13 protein-coding genes are annotated in these 14,396 nt (G+C 71.2%); 3 read left to right on the forward strand and 10 right to left on the reverse strand.

What is annotated here, in order from left to right; all coding sequences use genetic code 11:
• Window positions 1-68: 68 nt before the first annotated feature.
• Together HUT19_RS15015 and HUT19_RS15020 are read right to left on the reverse strand one after the other, a co-directional pair.
• On the reverse strand, window positions 69-431 hold the full coding sequence (locus tag HUT19_RS15015) for a VOC family protein (protein ID WP_176180978.1): 363 nt from the start codon (window positions 429-431) through the stop codon (window positions 69-71).
• A complete protein-coding gene (locus tag HUT19_RS15020) occupies window positions 428-1,252 on the reverse strand; it encodes a trans-aconitate 2-methyltransferase (protein ID WP_176180979.1) in 825 nt (274 codons plus the stop codon). Before HUT19_RS15020 ends, HUT19_RS15015 begins: the two co-directional genes overlap by 4 nt.
• A 133-nt stretch (window positions 1,253-1,385) precedes the next feature.
• Here HUT19_RS15020 and HUT19_RS15025 point away from each other — a divergent pair, with 133 nt between their 5' ends.
• A complete protein-coding gene (locus HUT19_RS15025; protein WP_176180980.1) occupies window positions 1,386-1,883 on the forward strand; it encodes a MarR family winged helix-turn-helix transcriptional regulator in 498 nt (165 codons plus the stop codon).
• Here HUT19_RS15025 and HUT19_RS15030 read toward each other — a convergent pair.
• From HUT19_RS15030 to galT, 4 genes are all read right to left on the reverse strand, one after another.
• Entirely contained in the window at window positions 1,842-2,663 is an 822-nt protein-coding gene (locus tag HUT19_RS15030; RefSeq protein WP_217712260.1) for a response regulator transcription factor, read from the reverse strand. The genes HUT19_RS15025 and HUT19_RS15030 overlap by 42 nt on opposite strands.
• A 331-nt stretch (window positions 2,664-2,994) precedes the next feature.
• Window positions 2,995-4,206: a galactokinase gene (gene galK, locus HUT19_RS15035; RefSeq protein WP_176180982.1), complete on the reverse strand. Its 1,212-nt coding sequence runs from the start codon at window positions 4,204-4,206 to the stop codon at window positions 2,995-2,997.
• Window positions 4,203-5,180 (reverse strand): UDP-glucose 4-epimerase GalE, encoded by a 978-nt coding sequence (galE, locus tag HUT19_RS15040; RefSeq protein ID WP_176180983.1) that lies wholly within the window; start codon window positions 5,178-5,180, stop codon window positions 4,203-4,205. Before galE ends, galK begins: the two co-directional genes overlap by 4 nt.
• Window positions 5,177-6,220: a galactose-1-phosphate uridylyltransferase gene (gene galT / locus HUT19_RS15045; RefSeq protein ID WP_176180984.1), complete on the reverse strand. Its 1,044-nt coding sequence runs from the start codon at window positions 6,218-6,220 to the stop codon at window positions 5,177-5,179. Before galT ends, galE begins: the two co-directional genes overlap by 4 nt.
• A gap of 171 nt (window positions 6,221-6,391) precedes the next feature.
• Here galT and HUT19_RS15050 point away from each other — a divergent pair, with 171 nt between their 5' ends.
• Together HUT19_RS15050 and HUT19_RS15055 are read left to right on the forward strand one after the other, a co-directional pair.
• Window positions 6,392-8,062 (forward strand): sodium:solute symporter family protein, encoded by a 1,671-nt coding sequence (locus HUT19_RS15050; protein ID WP_176180985.1) that lies wholly within the window; start codon window positions 6,392-6,394, stop codon window positions 8,060-8,062.
• Window positions 8,063-8,087: 25 nt separating this feature from the next.
• Window positions 8,088-8,423 (forward strand): hypothetical protein, encoded by a 336-nt coding sequence (locus HUT19_RS15055; protein ID WP_176180986.1) that lies wholly within the window; start codon window positions 8,088-8,090, stop codon window positions 8,421-8,423.
• A 25-nt stretch (window positions 8,424-8,448) separates the two neighbouring features.
• Here the strand turns inward: HUT19_RS15055 and HUT19_RS15060 are convergent, their stop codons facing one another.
• The 4 genes from HUT19_RS15060 to HUT19_RS15075 all read right to left on the reverse strand — a co-directional run bounded on the left by HUT19_RS15060 (window position 8,449) and on the right by HUT19_RS15075 (window position 14,175).
• A complete protein-coding gene (locus HUT19_RS15060; protein WP_176180987.1) occupies window positions 8,449-9,135 on the reverse strand; it encodes a response regulator transcription factor in 687 nt (228 codons plus the stop codon).
• A 183-nt stretch (window positions 9,136-9,318) separates the two neighbouring features.
• Window positions 9,319-11,133, reverse strand: coding sequence for a hypothetical protein (locus HUT19_RS15065; RefSeq protein WP_176180988.1), 1,815 nt, complete (start codon window positions 11,131-11,133; stop codon window positions 9,319-9,321).
• A 237-nt stretch (window positions 11,134-11,370) separates the two neighbouring features.
• Entirely contained in the window at window positions 11,371-13,188 is a 1,818-nt protein-coding gene (locus HUT19_RS15070; protein ID WP_176180989.1) for an ABC-F family ATP-binding cassette domain-containing protein, read from the reverse strand.
• Window positions 13,189-13,248: 60 nt separating this feature from the next.
• Window positions 13,249-14,175 carry a 4-(cytidine 5'-diphospho)-2-C-methyl-D-erythritol kinase gene (locus tag HUT19_RS15075; protein ID WP_176180990.1) on the reverse strand — a complete coding sequence of 309 codons (927 nt, stop codon included), beginning with the start codon at window positions 14,173-14,175 and terminating at the stop codon, window positions 13,249-13,251.
• Window positions 14,176-14,396: the final 221 nt, after the last annotated feature.

The following is a 14,396-nucleotide window of genomic DNA, read 5'->3' on the forward strand; positions in this document are numbered from 1 at the left end:
CCGTGGCCCCGGGCGCGCGGCCCACCCGGAGCGAGGCCGATCATCCGGCGGCCGGTGGCATCGGCGGGTCAGCCGGTGTGCTCCGGGAACTCCAGCCGGTCGCCCACCGGGTCCTCGGAGTAGAAGCGGCGGTGACCGGGGAGGTCGCCGTTCCAGGTGACCGGGGCGCCGCGCTCGGTGAGCCGCGCCGCGAAGGATTCGACAGCGGTGACGCGCAGCCCGGGGTGAGCCCTGCGGGCGGGCCGGAAGTCCTCCTCGACACCCAGGTGGAGCTGGACGGATCCGGTCTGGAACCCCACCCCGCCCCGCGCGGCCAGGACGGGTGGCTCGGGGATCTCGGTCATGCCGAGGACATCGGCGTAGTAGGCGCGCAGCACGGGTTCGCTGCCCGGCGGGGCGGCGAGCTGGACATGGTCGACGGCGGCGATCACTTCTTCCCCTTGCGGGCGACCACGAAGATGCGGCGGAACGGGAAGGGCGTGCCGTACGGCCGGGCCGGGTACGCCGCGCGCAGCCGCTCGCGGTACTCGGCGACGAACTCCTCGCGCGCCCGCGGATCGTCCGCGAGAGCGGTCAGCACGGGGCGCAGTCCGGTGCCCTTGACCCAGTCCAGAACGGAGTCGGCGCGGGGGAGGGTCTGGACGTAGGTGGTCTCCCAGGCGTCGACCTCGCAGCCGAGCCCGGCCAGCAGATCCTGGTAGCCGACCGGGTCCAGGACCGCGGCACGGTGGCGCAGCACTCCGGCCAGCCGGTCGTGCCAGCGGGGCGACTCGCACAGCTCACGCATCAGGGTGTGGCTGGGGGCGGTGAAGTTGCCGGGGACCTGGAAGGCGAGGGAGCCGCCGGGGCGCAGGGCGTCCAGCCAGGCGGGGAAGGCGTCGGTGTGGCCGGGCACCCACTGGAGCGCCGCGTTGGAGACGATCAGGTCGTAGGTCTCGTCGGGGGCCCAGTTCAGGATGTCGGCGGAGCGGAAGTCCAGATGGCCGCCGCCGGTGGTGGGACCGGCCAGTGGACGGGCGGCCTCCAGCATCTCGGCGGAGTTGTCCAGGCCGATGACGTCGGCGTCGGGCCAGCGGTCGAAGAGCAGCACGGTGCCATTGCCGGGGCCGCAGCCGAGGTCGGCGATCCGGGGCGGGCGGCCGGGTCCCGCGGGCAGCCGGGGGACCCGGGCCAGCAGGTCGAGGAAGGGCCGGGTGCGATAGCCCGAGTGGCGCAGGTACTGCTGTGGATCCCAGTGCGGTGCGGTGCTCATGGTCGTCAAGCCCCCTGCGGGTAACGGTCGGATCGGGACGTCGTGATCGCGTTTCCGGGCGTCCTCACCGTGCTCCAGGATATCTCTTGATGTCAAGAGACTTCATGTCGACAGACCTACTACACTGATCGCCATGGAGGACGAGGTCGATCGGCTGGTCGCGGCGTGGCGGCGGGAGCGCCCCGACCTCGATGTGGAACCGCTCGAAGTGCTCAGCCGGGTCAGCCGGCTCGCCCGCCATCTGGACCGGGCACGGCGGATCGCCTTCGCCGAGCATCAGCTGGAGCCCTGGGAGTTCGACGTCCTGACCTCGCTGCGCCGGGCCGGGGCCCCGTACCAGCTCTCCCCCGGGCAGTTGCTCACCCAGACCCTGGTGACCTCGGGCACCATGACCAACCGGATCGACCGGCTCGCCAAGAAGGGCCTGGTGCGGCGGGAGCCCGACCCCAGCGACCGGCGCGGAGTGCTGGTCCGGCTCACCGCCGAGGGACGGGACCGCGCGGACCAGGCACTCGCCGGGCTGCTGGAGCAGGAGCACGCCCTCCTCGCCGAACTCTCCCAGGCCCAGCGCGCGGAACTGGCGGCGCTGCTACGCCAGCTGACCGCCCCGTTCGACAATTTCCCCGGCTAGGTCGACCGGACCGACCCCGGCCCGCCGGGCCAGCGCCACCGCCGCGAGGGTGGAGTGCACCCCCAGCTTGCCCAGCACGTTCTGCATATGGGTGCGGACGGTGTGCGGGGAGAGGAACAGCCGCTCGGCGACCGCCTTGCGGCCGAGCCCGGCCACCATGCAGCGCAATACCTCGCGCTCACGCGGTGTCAGCGACTCCACCAGGCGCTCGCTCTCGGTGCGGTGCTTGCGCGCGGCCGTCAACTCCCGCAGAACGCCGGTGAGCAGAGCGGGCGGCAGATGCGTCTCGTCCCGCAGCACCCCCCGGATCACCGCGAGCAGCCGGACCAGCGAGCAGTCCTTGGCGACCCAGCCGCACGCCCCGGCCTGGAGCGCCGCGGCCGCCCGGCGCGGATCGTCCCGTTCGGCGAGCACCACGGTCCGCACCCCCGGCTGGGCGGTGCGGACTCCGCCGACCAGCGAAATCCCGTCCGACGCACGGCCGTTGACCGACCGGGCGGGTGCGCCGGGCCCCGGTGGCCGCGCTCCGCCGTACGCCGTGTCGGGCTGCGCGGGCAGCGGCACCGGCACACTCTCACCGACCGCCGTGCCCAGATCGGCGTCGACCAGCAGGACATCGAAACGGCGCCCCTCCGCGGCGCCCCGCTCCAGACAGCGCAACGCCGCCGGACCGCTCCCTGCCGCGGCCACGTCCACATCCTGCTCCGCCGCGAGGGCGGCGGCCAGAGACTCGGCGAAGATGCGATGGTCGTCGACCACGAGAACCCGAATACGTGCCACGGACACCCCCACGTCGCCGGATACTTCCCGGACTGCACCGAGCATCAGTGCGGGTACGGCGCCCGGCACGAGGTCACCGCAATCCGCGCGGCCGCCGCCGCACCGTCATTGCTACCCCACCCCGGGCGTCGTACCTGACTGTCTCGCCCCCTGATGAAACACCGGCCCCCACCGGTGCTGTGCTCAGCGTAAGGCCGGGACCCACAATCCGGAGCCCTTTCGCGAAACTGTCCGTCCGCACCCGTTTACTGTGAGTTTTGTGTTCGGTCTTGTGGAGTATGTCACCCCAGAACGGCGAAATGTGATCGGGGGCTGGCCGAGGAGATCGCGGCTAGAGGCGCCGCGCCCCCGCGCTGGGCACCGCGGTGAAGATCCGCGGCGTCGCGTATCCGGCCCCGGCGAACGCCTCGGTGACCGCTTTGCCCACCGCGTCCGCGGTCTCCTCCGCCACCAGCACGATCGCCGACCCGCCGAAGCCGCCGCCGGTCATCCGCGCCCCCAGCGCACCCGCCGCGTTCGCCGACGTCACGACGAGGTCCAGCTCCGCGCAGGAGATCTCGAAGTCGTCGCGGCAGGAGGCGTGGCCGTCGGTCAGCACCGGCCCGATGGCACGGACGTCTCCGGCGTCGAGCCGGGCGACGGTCTCCTCCACCCGGCGGTTCTCGGTCACTACATGGCGGACCCGCCGCAGCACACTGGCGTCCTGGCCGGCCTCGGCGAGCCGGGCGAGCGCCGCGTCCAGGTCCTCGACGGACACCTCGCGCAGCGCCCGCACCCCGAGCTCCCGCGCGGCCGTCTCGCACGCGGCGCGCCGGGCGGCATACGCGCCCTCGCCCAGCTCATGGGTGACACGAGTGTCCACCACCAGCAGCCGCAGCCCCTCGGCCGCCAGGTCGAACGGCACCTGGCGGCGCGTCAGGTCCCGGGCGTCGAGGAAGAGCGCATGGCCCGCGGTGCAGCAGGCGGACGCGGTCTGGTCCATGATCCCGCAGGGGACGCCCACGAAGTCGTTCTCCGCGCGCTGGCACAGCCGGGCGATCTCCCCCGGCTCGAGCCCCAGCCCGTAGAGGTCGTTCAGGGCGGTCGCGGTGGCGACCTCCAGCGCCGCGGACGAGGAGAGCCCGGCACCGGTGGGCACGGCGGACGTGAAGTACAGATCGGCTCCGGGCGGGCCGTCAGCGGAGTCCGGGAGCAGCCCGGCCCCGGTCAGCGCCCAGACCACACCGGCCGGATAGGCCGCCCAGCCGCCGCGGTCCCCGCCCGGCCCGCTCGACCCGGTCGGTGCCAGGTCGGCGACCCGCAGCTCGACGACGCCGCCCGGCGCCTCCCCGGAGTGCACCCGCAGCACACCGTCGCGGCGCGGGGCGGCGGCGGCCAGGCAGGTGTGCGGCAGGGCGAGCGGCATGACGAAGCCGTCGTTGTAGTCGGTGTGCTCACCGATCAGATTGACCCGCCCCGGCGCCGCCCACACCCCGGCGGGATCGGTTCCGTAGACCTCCCGGAACCGGTCCGCCGCCTGCCACGCCCTGTCGCTGTCGGTCACTCGCTCTCCCTTCGCTGCGCGAACTCCCAGGCGTCCGCGACGATTCCGGCCAGGTCGGCACGGCTCGGGCGCCAGCCCAGCCGGTCCTTGGCACGCTCGGCGGAGGCCACCAGCACCGCCGGGTCGCCGCCGCGGCGGGGTGCCGCGGTCTCGGGGACGGGGTGGCCGGTGACGCGGCGGACGGTCTCGATGACCTCACGGACGGAGAAGCCGTTGCCGTTGCCGAGGTTGCAGATCAGATGCTCACCGGAGGCCGCCGCGGACAGCGCCAGCAGATGGGCCTCGGCCAGGTCGGCGACATGGATGTAGTCACGCACACAGGTGCCGTCGGGGGTCGGGTAGTCGTCGCCGTAGACGGAGATCGTCTCGCGGCGGCCCTGGGCGACCTGGAGCACCAGTGGGATCAGATGGGACTCGGGGTCATGGCGCTCGCCGTACGCACCGTAGGCGCCCGCGACGTTGAAGTACCGCAGCGAGACGGCGGCCAGGCCGTGGGCGGCGCATTCGCCACTGATCATGTGGTCGACGGCCAGCTTGGTGGCCCCGTAGGGGTTGGTGGGCGCGGTGGCGGCGTCCTCGGTGATCGGCACCTGGTCGGGTTCGCCGTAGGTGGCGGCGGTGGAGGAGAAGACGAGGGTGCGCACCCCGGCGTCCCGCATCGCGGCGAGCAGGTCGGTGGTGCCGCCGACATTGTTGGCCCAGTACTTCTCGGGACGTACGACGGACTCGCCGACCTGCGAGGACGCGGCGAAGTGCAGGACGGCGTCGAAGGAGGGGTCGAGCCACTTGGCGGCGTCCTGGACCCGGCCCTCGATGAACTCCGCACCGCCGGGGACCCCCGCGCGGTGCCCGGTGGACAGGTCGTCCAGCACCATCACCTGGTGACCGGCCTCCAGCAGATGCGCCGCGACCACGCTGCCGACATAGCCGGCACCGCCGGTGACCAGGTACTTCTTCTGCTGCGCATTGCTCACTTGCTCGCTACCTCTCGCAGTCGCTCGGCCGCGGCCTCCGGCGGCACATCGTTGATGAACACATTCATGCCGGATTCGGAACCCGCGAGAAACTTCAGCTTGCCGGAAGTGCGGCGAATGGTGAAAAGCTCGAGGTGCAGAGCAAAATCCCGCCGGTTCGCCGCGGTGAACGGCGCCTGGTGCCAGGCGGCGATGTACGGCGTGGGCGACTCCCCGTCCCCGAAGATCCGGTCGAAGCGCCGCAAGAGTTCCAGATACACCTGTGGGAATTCTTTGTGTGCGGCATCGTCCAGCTCGGTGAGGTCCGGGACCCGCCGCTTGGGGTAGAGGTGAACCTCGTACGGCCAGTGGGCGGCATAGGGGACGAAGGCGGCCCAGTGCTCGCCGTCGAGCACCACCCGCCGCCGGTCGGCCAGCTCCCCGGCGACCACATCGTCGAACAGATTCCGACCGGTCCGCTCACGGTGGGCGGTGGCGGAATCCAGCATCCGGCGGGTACGCGGGGTCACAAAGGGATACCCGTAGATCTGGCCGTGCGGATGGCCGAGGGTGACACCGATCTCCCTGCCGCGGTTCTCGAAGCAGAAGACCTGCTCGACGGAGGGGAGTTGGGCCAGCTCGGCGGTGCGGTCGGCCCAGACGTCGAGCACCAGGGCGGCGCGCTCGACCGGCAGTTCGGCGAAGGAGGCGTCGTGGTCCGAGGTGAAGCAGACCACTTCGCACCGGCCCGACTCCCCCGCCAGCGACGGAAAGCGGTTCTCGAAGACGACCACGTCGTAGTCGGACGCGGGGATCTCGCTCTGCCGCCCGTCCTTGGAGGGGCACAGCGGGCAGGCGTCGGCGGGCGGATGGTAGGTACGCCCCTGGCGGTGCGAGGCGATGGCCACGTCGTCGCCGAGCAGCGGGTCGTGGCGGATCTCGGAGCGGGTGGTGATCGGGTCCAGCGGCCGCAGGTCGACGGCGTCGCGCACCGCGTCGGCGTGCGCGTCGTAGTAGATGAGCTCGCGTCCGTCCGCGAGCCGCGTCGCCGTCTTCTTCACTCCGCCGGCTCCTCACCTTGCCATCTCCACTCAACACAACTAAACATAATGAACCACAAGCGCACAGCGACGTCAATGGATGGTGAAGGTGCTCGGACAAAGATGGAGAATTCGGATACCTTCACCGCACGTTTGTGGTGCATTCCGTTCACGCAATGAAGCGAGTCACCCATGCACTATCTGGCCGAAGGACTACGGCTCCCCACCAACGCGCTCGACTACTCGATCCTCATCCTCTACTTCGCCGTGGTGCTCGGCGTCGGATTCGCCGCCAGACGGAGCGTGAAGACCAGCCTCGACTTCTTCCTCTCCGGGCGGTCACTGCCCGCGTGGGTCACCGGGCTCGCCTTCGTCGCCGCCAACCTCGGCGCCCTGGAGATCCTGGGCATGGCGGCCAACGGCGCACAGTACGGCGTCTACACCGTGCACTGGTACTGGGTCGGTGCCATCCCGGCCATGGTCTTCCTCGGCCTGGTGATGATGCCCTTCTACTACGGGTCGAAGGTGCGCTCCGTCCCCGAGTTCCTGCTGCACCGCTACGGGCAGTCCTCGCATCTGCTCAGCTCGGTGATCTTCTCCGTGGCGTCCGTGCTGATCGCGGGCGTCAACCTGTACGCGATGGCGATCGTGGTGGAGGCGCTGCTGGGCTGGCCGCAGTGGGTGGCCATCGTCGTCGCCGGCTTCTTCGTGCTGGCCTACATCACCCTCGGCGGTCTCTCCTCGGCGATCTACAACGAGGTGCTCCAGTTCTTCGTCATCCTCGCCGCCCTCATCCCGCTGACCATCGTCGGCCTCGAGCGGGTCGGCGGCTGGGGCGGGCTGATGGACTCCCTCGACGCCTCCCACGGCACCGACTTCACCTCGGCGTGGGGCGGTACCGGTATCGGCAGCCCCAACCCGCTGGGCGCCAACTGGCTGACCATCGTGCTGGGCCTGGGCTTCTGTCTGAGCTTCGGCTACTGGACGACCAACTTCGCCGAGGTGCAGCGCGCGCTGTCGGCCAAGAACCTCTCGGCCGCCCAGCGCACCCCGCTGATCGCCGCGTTCCCCAAGATGTTCATCCCGCTGATCGTGGTCGTCCCCGGGCTGATCGCGCTGGTCCTCGAACCGGGCATCGGCAGCGAGAAGAGCGGCTTCCAGTACAACGACGCGATCCCGCTGCTCATGCGCGATCTGCTGCCCAACGGGGTGCTGGGGCTGGCGGTGACCGGCCTGCTGGCCGCCTTCATGGCGGGCATGGCGGCCAATGTGTCGGCGTTCAACACGGTGTTCACCAACGACATCTGGGGGGCCTACGTCCGCAAGGGCCGCCCGGACGAGTACTACCTGCTGACCGGGCGGGTGGTCACCGCCATCGGGGTGCTGTGCGGTATGGGGACGGCCTTCATCGCCTCCTCGTTCAGCAACATCATGAACTACCTCCAGACCCTGTTCTCCTTCTTCAACGTGCCACTGTTCTGCGTCTTCATCATCGGCATGTTCTGGAAGCGGGCCACCGCCGCGGCCGGGTTCTGGGGGCTGCTCAGCGGCACCGTGGCCGCGATGATCAACTACTTCTGGTTCTACAAGGCGGGGGTCATCTCCATCCCCAGCGACCAGGGCGCCAACTTCGTCTCCGCCATCGTGGCGTTCGTCGTCGGCGGTGTGGTGATGGTCGGGGTCTCGCTGTTCACCACGCCCAAGCCGGTGGAGTCGCTGGCCGGTCTGGTCTACGGCACCACCTCGCCCGGGATGGCCGAACCCCCGGCCGCGGGCGACGAGGCCTGGTACCGCAAGCCCGCGCTGCTGGGCTGGGGCGCGATCATCCTCGCGGCCCTGTGCTACGTCCCGTTCTCCCTGTGACCGGGACCGGAAAGGAGTTCGTGCCATGAGCGACGAGTACGAGTACCAGCACCAGGTCGAGGAACTCGAGGGGAAGTCGGCGACCGCGGCCCGGCTGTTCGACGTCCGGCGGCTCATCGGCGGTCTGTTCGTGATCTACGGGATCATCGTCACGATCGCCGGGTTCACCGCCTCCGACGCGGATCTGAAGAAGGCCCAGAACATCAACATCAACCTCTGGACGGGCCTGTCGATGCTCGTCGTCGGGCTGCTGTTCCTGCTCTGGATGTGGCTGCGGCCCGCGGCCGCCCCCGAGCCCGCCCCCGAACCCGCCCCCGAGCCACCGCCGGGTCCGGCCCGGCCCGGGGACGAAGCGGCCTGACACCTGCCGCTGGACAGGACGGAGTTCAGGCGGGCGGCGACGCCCGGTGCGCCGCCGCCCGCTCCAGCAGACCCGTGCGCGCCGCCAACGCGGCCGCCTCCAGCCGCGATCCGACGCCCAGCTTCATCAACACCCGCTGCACATGGGTACGGGCGGTACTGGGCGCGATCCCCATCCCGGCCGCGATCAGCCGGGTGTCCTCGCCCTCCGCGACCCGCACCAGCACCTCCACCTCGCGCGGGGTGAGCATCCGCAGCAGCCGGGCGCCCTCGTCATCGGGCTGAGCCGAGGGGTTCAGCAGCTCCGCGAACGCCCCCTGCAACAACTGCGGGGCCACCGCCGCCTCTCCGGCCCGCGCCTTCATCATGGCGCGCTCCACGCCCTCGATCCGCTCGTCGTGGCGCACATAGCCGGAGGCCCCGGCCGCGAACGCGGAGGCTATGCCGCGCGGACTCGGCACCGGGCCGAGCACCACCACCGCGACCTGCGGCCGCTCCTTCTTGATCCGCACGACCGGATCGAACGCCCCCGGCTCCGCCGGTGTCGCCGTGCCCAGCAGACACACCTCCGGTGCCCGGCTCACCACCAGCTCCGCCGCCCCCGCGCTCGGCGCGGCCGCGGCGAGCACCCGGTGCCCGCGCAGCTTCAACGCCGAGGCGAGTGCCTCCGCGAGCAGACGGTGATCGTCGACCACCATGAGTCGCACGCCCATGAGCTCCCCCCATTCGCCCAGGGGGGAAGCTACACGCTTGTTCGACGTCGCGCGCCCCCTACCGGGAAGAAGCCCCCCGGAATGCCGAAATCCCGGCCATTCGTGCCTACTTGACATCCGGTCGACGTCCGAACCCGACCGGTGCGAGCGGGTCGTGGGCCGGAGGTGCCGGACGGGCCGCGGTCAGCTCGCGCCGAAGACGACGGCCAGCGGGTCGTCCTTGTCGTACTCACCCGAGGGCTTGGTGGCGTAGTGGTCGCCCATGTAGAGCCGCTCACCGTCGAAGAGGATCTCCGAGTAGTCGGCGCTGAAGTCCGACTCCGTCTCGGCCGAGTCGGTGCTGTTCTGGAGCAGCTTGTTCTTCTCGTACGACTTGGGGTCGATCCGCCAGACCGCACCGCCGCGCGAGTAGCCGCCGTCCTGGTAGGCGATCACATAGCCGTCCTTGTCGAGGCCGAGCGGCGTCATGGTGGCGGAGGTGACGCCGTCGGTCTTCCCGATCGCCTTACCGGTCTTCATGCTGAAGGCGACGATCTCGTTCCCGGTGCCCTCGGAGCTGAAGCTGCGCTCCTTCGAGGGCATGAAGAGGGTGTCCGTGGCCTTGCTGATGGCGATCTTCCGGCAGCCCTCGACATTGGTCGACTCGCACCGGGGGTCATACTTGCCGTTGTCCGTGCTGATCTTGCCGCGGACCTTGCCGGTCTTGCCGCTGTCGTCGATCGCCAGGAAGTCGGAGACGCCGCCGCCGGTCTCGTCCCCCGCGTCCAGGCCGACCACCAGCGGATCGGTGGACGCGATGTGCGCGTACTCGATGCCGCGGGAGACCTTGTAGGTGGACCGCACCGCGCCCGTCTTCGGGTTCAGCGTCTGGATCTGGACCTGCTCATTGCCGTATTCACCGCACTTGCGCACGGCGACCAGCTTGTCGGCGCCACCGCCGTAGCCGTTGTCCGAGCACTCGTCGCTCTCGCTCGGCTTCCACAGCTGCTTGCCGTCGAGGGACCAGGCCGCGCCGCCGCGGGTGCCGCCCGCGGCCACCGTGCCACCGCCGATGGTCACCTCGTCGAAGCGCATCTTGTCGCCGTAGTCGCCGTCGACGCTCTTGTGCCAGCGCATCTTGCCCTGCTTGAGGTCGAGCAGCCCGACCTGGTTGCAGTCGGGGTACTTGTCCTTCTTCGTGGGCTTGCTCTCCTCGTAGACCACCGCGGTCAGACCGTCATCGGTGAGATGGGGCGAGGACCAGCACACCGCACCGGCCAGCGGTATCTCCCACTTGGGGCTGCCGCCTTCCAGCGGGTAGCCGACGACCTTGTTCACCCCGACCTTCACGAAGGCGTCGTCGGTCGTCCACATGCCCTCGACCGTGACCTGCTCCTTGACCTTGGGCATGGGGATCTTGTTGAGCAGCTTGCCGTCGACCGTCTCCGGCGCGGGCTTCTTCTTGAACCCGCCGGAGGAGCCGCCGTCACTGCCGCTCGAACTGCCCTGGCTGCTCTTCTTGTCGTCGTCCTTGGCCTCGTTGCCACCCTTGTCCTTGGTGGCGAACCAGATGCCGCCGCCGATGACCAGCGCGACCGCCACCACGGCCGCCACGATGATCATCAAGCGCTGCTTGGACTGGTTGGAGTTGTTGGTGCCACCGCCGGGGCCCGGCGCACCGGGGTACTGGGGCTGGGGCGGGTAGCCGTACTGCTGCTGCGGGCCGGACTGGAACGGCGAGGGCATGCCCACCTGGGTCGGCTGGGCGTGCACCGGCTGCCCCGGCTGCCCCGGCTGACCCGGGTAGCCGTAGCCACCGGCGCCCTGCGGGGGCGTCTGCGGCGGAGAGACCGGCGGAGGCGGAGGTGGGCCCTGCGGCGGCTGACCCGGTGCCTGCGGCGCGCCGTGGCCCTGCTGGGGCGGGGCGGGCGGCTGCTGCGGGTAGCCGTAACCGGGGTCCTGCGGCGCGCCGAAGCCGCCCTGCGGCGGCTGGTTGGGCGGCGGAGGCGGCTGTGACATGCGGAATCCTTCTTACGCGGGACCCAGGTTCCGACCGGCCTCCCCCGCGATCCCGGAGGTCAAAGCCCTCCAGGAAGGAGCGAATCGGACATGGGACCCGCCAGTGAACGGCAGGCAGGCGGGAGTTCTTTGTATCACCCGGCACCGACGGACTCCGGGCCGGTCTCCACTCATCGAACAGCTGAGACCGGCCTGTGACGGGACTGTTGCGGGCGCGCGTCACACCGCGCGGCCTCGTCAGACGTCGTCGGCCAGCTCCAGCCAGCGGGTCTCCAGTTCCTCGCGCTCCCCGGTCAGCTCCCTGAGCTGTGCGTCGAGTTCGGCCACCTTGGTGAAGTCCGTGGCGTTCTGGGCGATCTGGTCGTGGAGCGTGGACTCCTGCTCGCTGATGCGGTCCAGACGCCGTTCGATGCGTTGCAGTTCCTTCGTGGCGGCGCGCTGCTCGGCGGCGGACGGACGGCCGCCCGCGGGCTGTTCGGCTGCCTTCTGCCGGGCGGGGGCGGCCGGGACCGCGGCGGCCCGGACGCGCTGCCGCCGCTCCAGGTACTCGTCCAGACCGCGCGGCAGCATCCGCAGGGTGGCGTCGCCCAGCAGCGCCAGCACGCGGTCGGTGGTGCGCTCGATGAAGTACCGGTCGTGGCTGATGACCACCAGCGAGCCGGGCCAGCCGTCGAGCAGGTCCTCCAGCTGGGTCAGGGTCTCAATGTCCAGGTCGTTGGTGGGCTCGTCGAGGAAGAGCACATTGGGCTCGTCCATCAGCAGCCGCAGGATCTGGAGACGGCGCCGCTCACCGCCGGACAGATCGCCGACCGGGGTCCACTGCTTCTCCTTGGTGAAGCCGAACTTCTCGCACAGCTGGGAGGCGGTCATCTCCCGGCCCTTGCCGAGGTCCACCCGCTGCCGCACCCGCTCGACGGCCTCCAGCACCCGCAGGCCCGGGTCCAGTTCGGCCACCTCCTGCGACAGATAGGCCAGTCTGACGGTTTTGCCGACCACGATCCGGCCCGCCTCGGGCTGGGTCTCGCCCTCGGTACGGGCCGCCTCGGCCAGCGCGCGCAGCAGCGAGGTCTTGCCCGCGCCGTTCACCCCGACCAGCCCGATCCGGTCGCCCGGCCCCAACTGCCAGGTGAGATGGCGCAGCAGCAGCTTGGGCCCGGCGGTGACGGTCACGTCCTCCAGGTCGAAGACGGTCTTGCCGAGGCGGGAGTTGGCGAACTTCATCAGCTCGGCGCTGTCGCGCGGCGGCGGCACATCGGCGATCAGCGCGTTGGCGGCCTCGATCCGGAAGCGCGGCTTGCTGGTGCGGGCCGGGGCGCCGCGGCGCAGCCAGGCCAGCTCCTTGCGCATCAGGTTCTGCCGCTTGGCCTCCTCGGTGGCGGCGATGCGCTCCCGCTCGGCGCGGGCGAAGACGTAGTCGCTGTAGCCGCCCTCGTACTCGTGGACCACACCGCGCTGGACGTCCCACATCCGGGTGCAGACCTGGTCGAGGAACCAGCGGTCGTGGGTGACGACCACCAACGCCGAGCGGCGCGCCCGCAGATGCCCGGCCAGCCAGGAGATGCCCTCGACGTCGAGGTGGTTGGTGGGCTCGTCCAGGACGATCAGGCCCTGTTCGGCGATGAGGAGTTTGGCCAGCGCGATCCGGCGGCGCTCACCGCCGGAGAGCGGGCCGATGACGGTGTCCAGGCCCTGCGGGAAGGCGGGCAGGTCCAGCCCGCCGAACAGCCCGGTGAGCACGTCCCGGATCCGGGCGTCGCCCGCCCACTCGTGGTCGGCGAGATCGCCGATCACCTCGTGGCGGACGGTGGCCTCGGGGTCGAGCGAGTCGTGCTGGGTGAGCACGCCGAGCCGCAGGTCCCCGGCGTGGGTGACCCGGCCGGTGTCGGCGGGCTCCAGTTTGGCGAGGATCCGGACGAGAGTGGTCTTGCCGTCGCCGTTGCGGCCGACGACGCCGATCCGGTCGCCCTCGTTGACTCCGAGGGAGACGCCGTCGAGCAGTGCACGGGTGCCGTACACCTTGCCGACGGCTTCGACGTTGACCAGGTTGGTGGCCATCACACTCCTGTACGCGGATCGATCGACGTCCCAGGGTAGTCGCCGCCGGCGACTACCCGCTCAGTCGGTCAGCACCGTCGCGCCGGGCGCCGGTCCGGACGCCGTCCGCACCGCGCGGCAGGTGCCGGAGGCGGCCAGCGCGGCGGCCACGGCCTCCGCGGCCTCGGTGTCCTTGGCGAGGAAGGCGCAGGTCGGGCCGGAGCCGGAGACGAGACAGGCGAGCGCTCCGGCGTCCGCTCCGGCGCGCAGGGTCTCAGTGAGCGCGGGACGCAGGGACAGGGCGGCGGGCTGGAGGTCATTGGTGACCGCGGCGGCGAGCGCGGCCGGGTCCCCGGTGCGCAGGGCCTCCAGCAGCGCCGGGGACGGCTCGGGGTCGGGGATGTCCTCGACGGTGGCGCCGGTGCCGGACGCCTCGCGGAGCCGGTCGCATTCGCGGTAGACGGCGGGGGTGGACAGTCCGCCGTCGGCGACCGCGAACACCCAGTGGAACGCGGCGCCGGTCTGAAGGGGTTCCAGCAGCTCACCGCGGCCCCGGCCCAGCGCGGCCCCGCCGACCAGGCTGAACGGGACATCGCTGCCCAGCTCCGCGCAGAGGGCCAGCAGCTCCTCGCGTGAGGTGCCGGTGCCCCACAGCGCGTCGCAGGCGAGCAGTGCCCCGGCGGCGTCCGCGCTGCCGCCCGCCATGCCCCCGGCGACCGGGATGTCCTTGGTGATGTGGAGGTGGACGCCGGGCTCGATGCCGTGCCGCTCGGCGAGGGCGAGAGCAGCGCGGGCGGCGAGATTGGTGCGGTCCAGCGGCACCTGGTCGGCGTCGGCGCCGGAGACGGTGATCCGCAGACTGTCCGCGGGGGTGGCGGTGACCTCGTCGTGGAGGCCCACGGCGAGGAAGACGTTGGCCAGGTCGTGGAAGCCGTCGGGGCGCAGGCCGCCGACCGCGAGCTGGACGTTGACCTTCGCGGGGACGCGGGCGGTCACGGGGCGGGTCACGGGTGCGGGTTCCTCTCCTTGTTCGGTGCTCGGTTCGCCTCCGGGACGCCACAAGCCACCTGTCGACGGTCGGCCGTGCTCGGTGCCTCCACGCGGCGGAGCCGCATGTCGATCGCGGCCTCGCGGCCTCCGCGAGCTCTCGCCTTCGACAGCGGCGCCCCTTCGGCTCTCCCCCAGCTACCGCTGGGAGGTGCCCCCTGCCGGCGGGGCAAGGAGGCGCA

The organism is Streptomyces sp. NA02950 (assembly GCF_013364155.1).
GTDB lineage: Bacteria > Actinomycetota > Actinomycetes > Streptomycetales > Streptomycetaceae > Streptomyces.

What these genes read in the sequence shown, in the direction of transcription:
- HUT19_RS15020 (WP_176180979.1), bottom strand. Translation starts at nt 1,252, where the DNA reads ATGAGCACCGCACCGCACTGGGATCCACAGCAGTACCTGCGCCACTCG.
- HUT19_RS15025 (WP_176180980.1), top strand. Translation starts at nt 1,386, where the DNA reads ATGGAGGACGAGGTCGATCGGCTGGTCGCGGCGTGGCGGCGGGAGCGC.
- HUT19_RS15050 (WP_176180985.1), top strand. Translation starts at nt 6,392, where the DNA reads ATGCACTATCTGGCCGAAGGACTACGGCTCCCCACCAACGCGCTCGAC.
- HUT19_RS15055 (WP_176180986.1), top strand. Translation starts at nt 8,088, where the DNA reads ATGAGCGACGAGTACGAGTACCAGCACCAGGTCGAGGAACTCGAGGGG.
- HUT19_RS15060 (WP_176180987.1), bottom strand. Translation starts at nt 9,135, where the DNA reads ATGGGCGTGCGACTCATGGTGGTCGACGATCACCGTCTGCTCGCGGAG.
- HUT19_RS15065 (WP_176180988.1), bottom strand. Translation starts at nt 11,133, where the DNA reads ATGTCACAGCCGCCTCCGCCGCCCAACCAGCCGCCGCAGGGCGGCTTC.
- HUT19_RS15070 (WP_176180989.1), bottom strand. Translation starts at nt 13,188, where the DNA reads ATGGCCACCAACCTGGTCAACGTCGAAGCCGTCGGCAAGGTGTACGGC.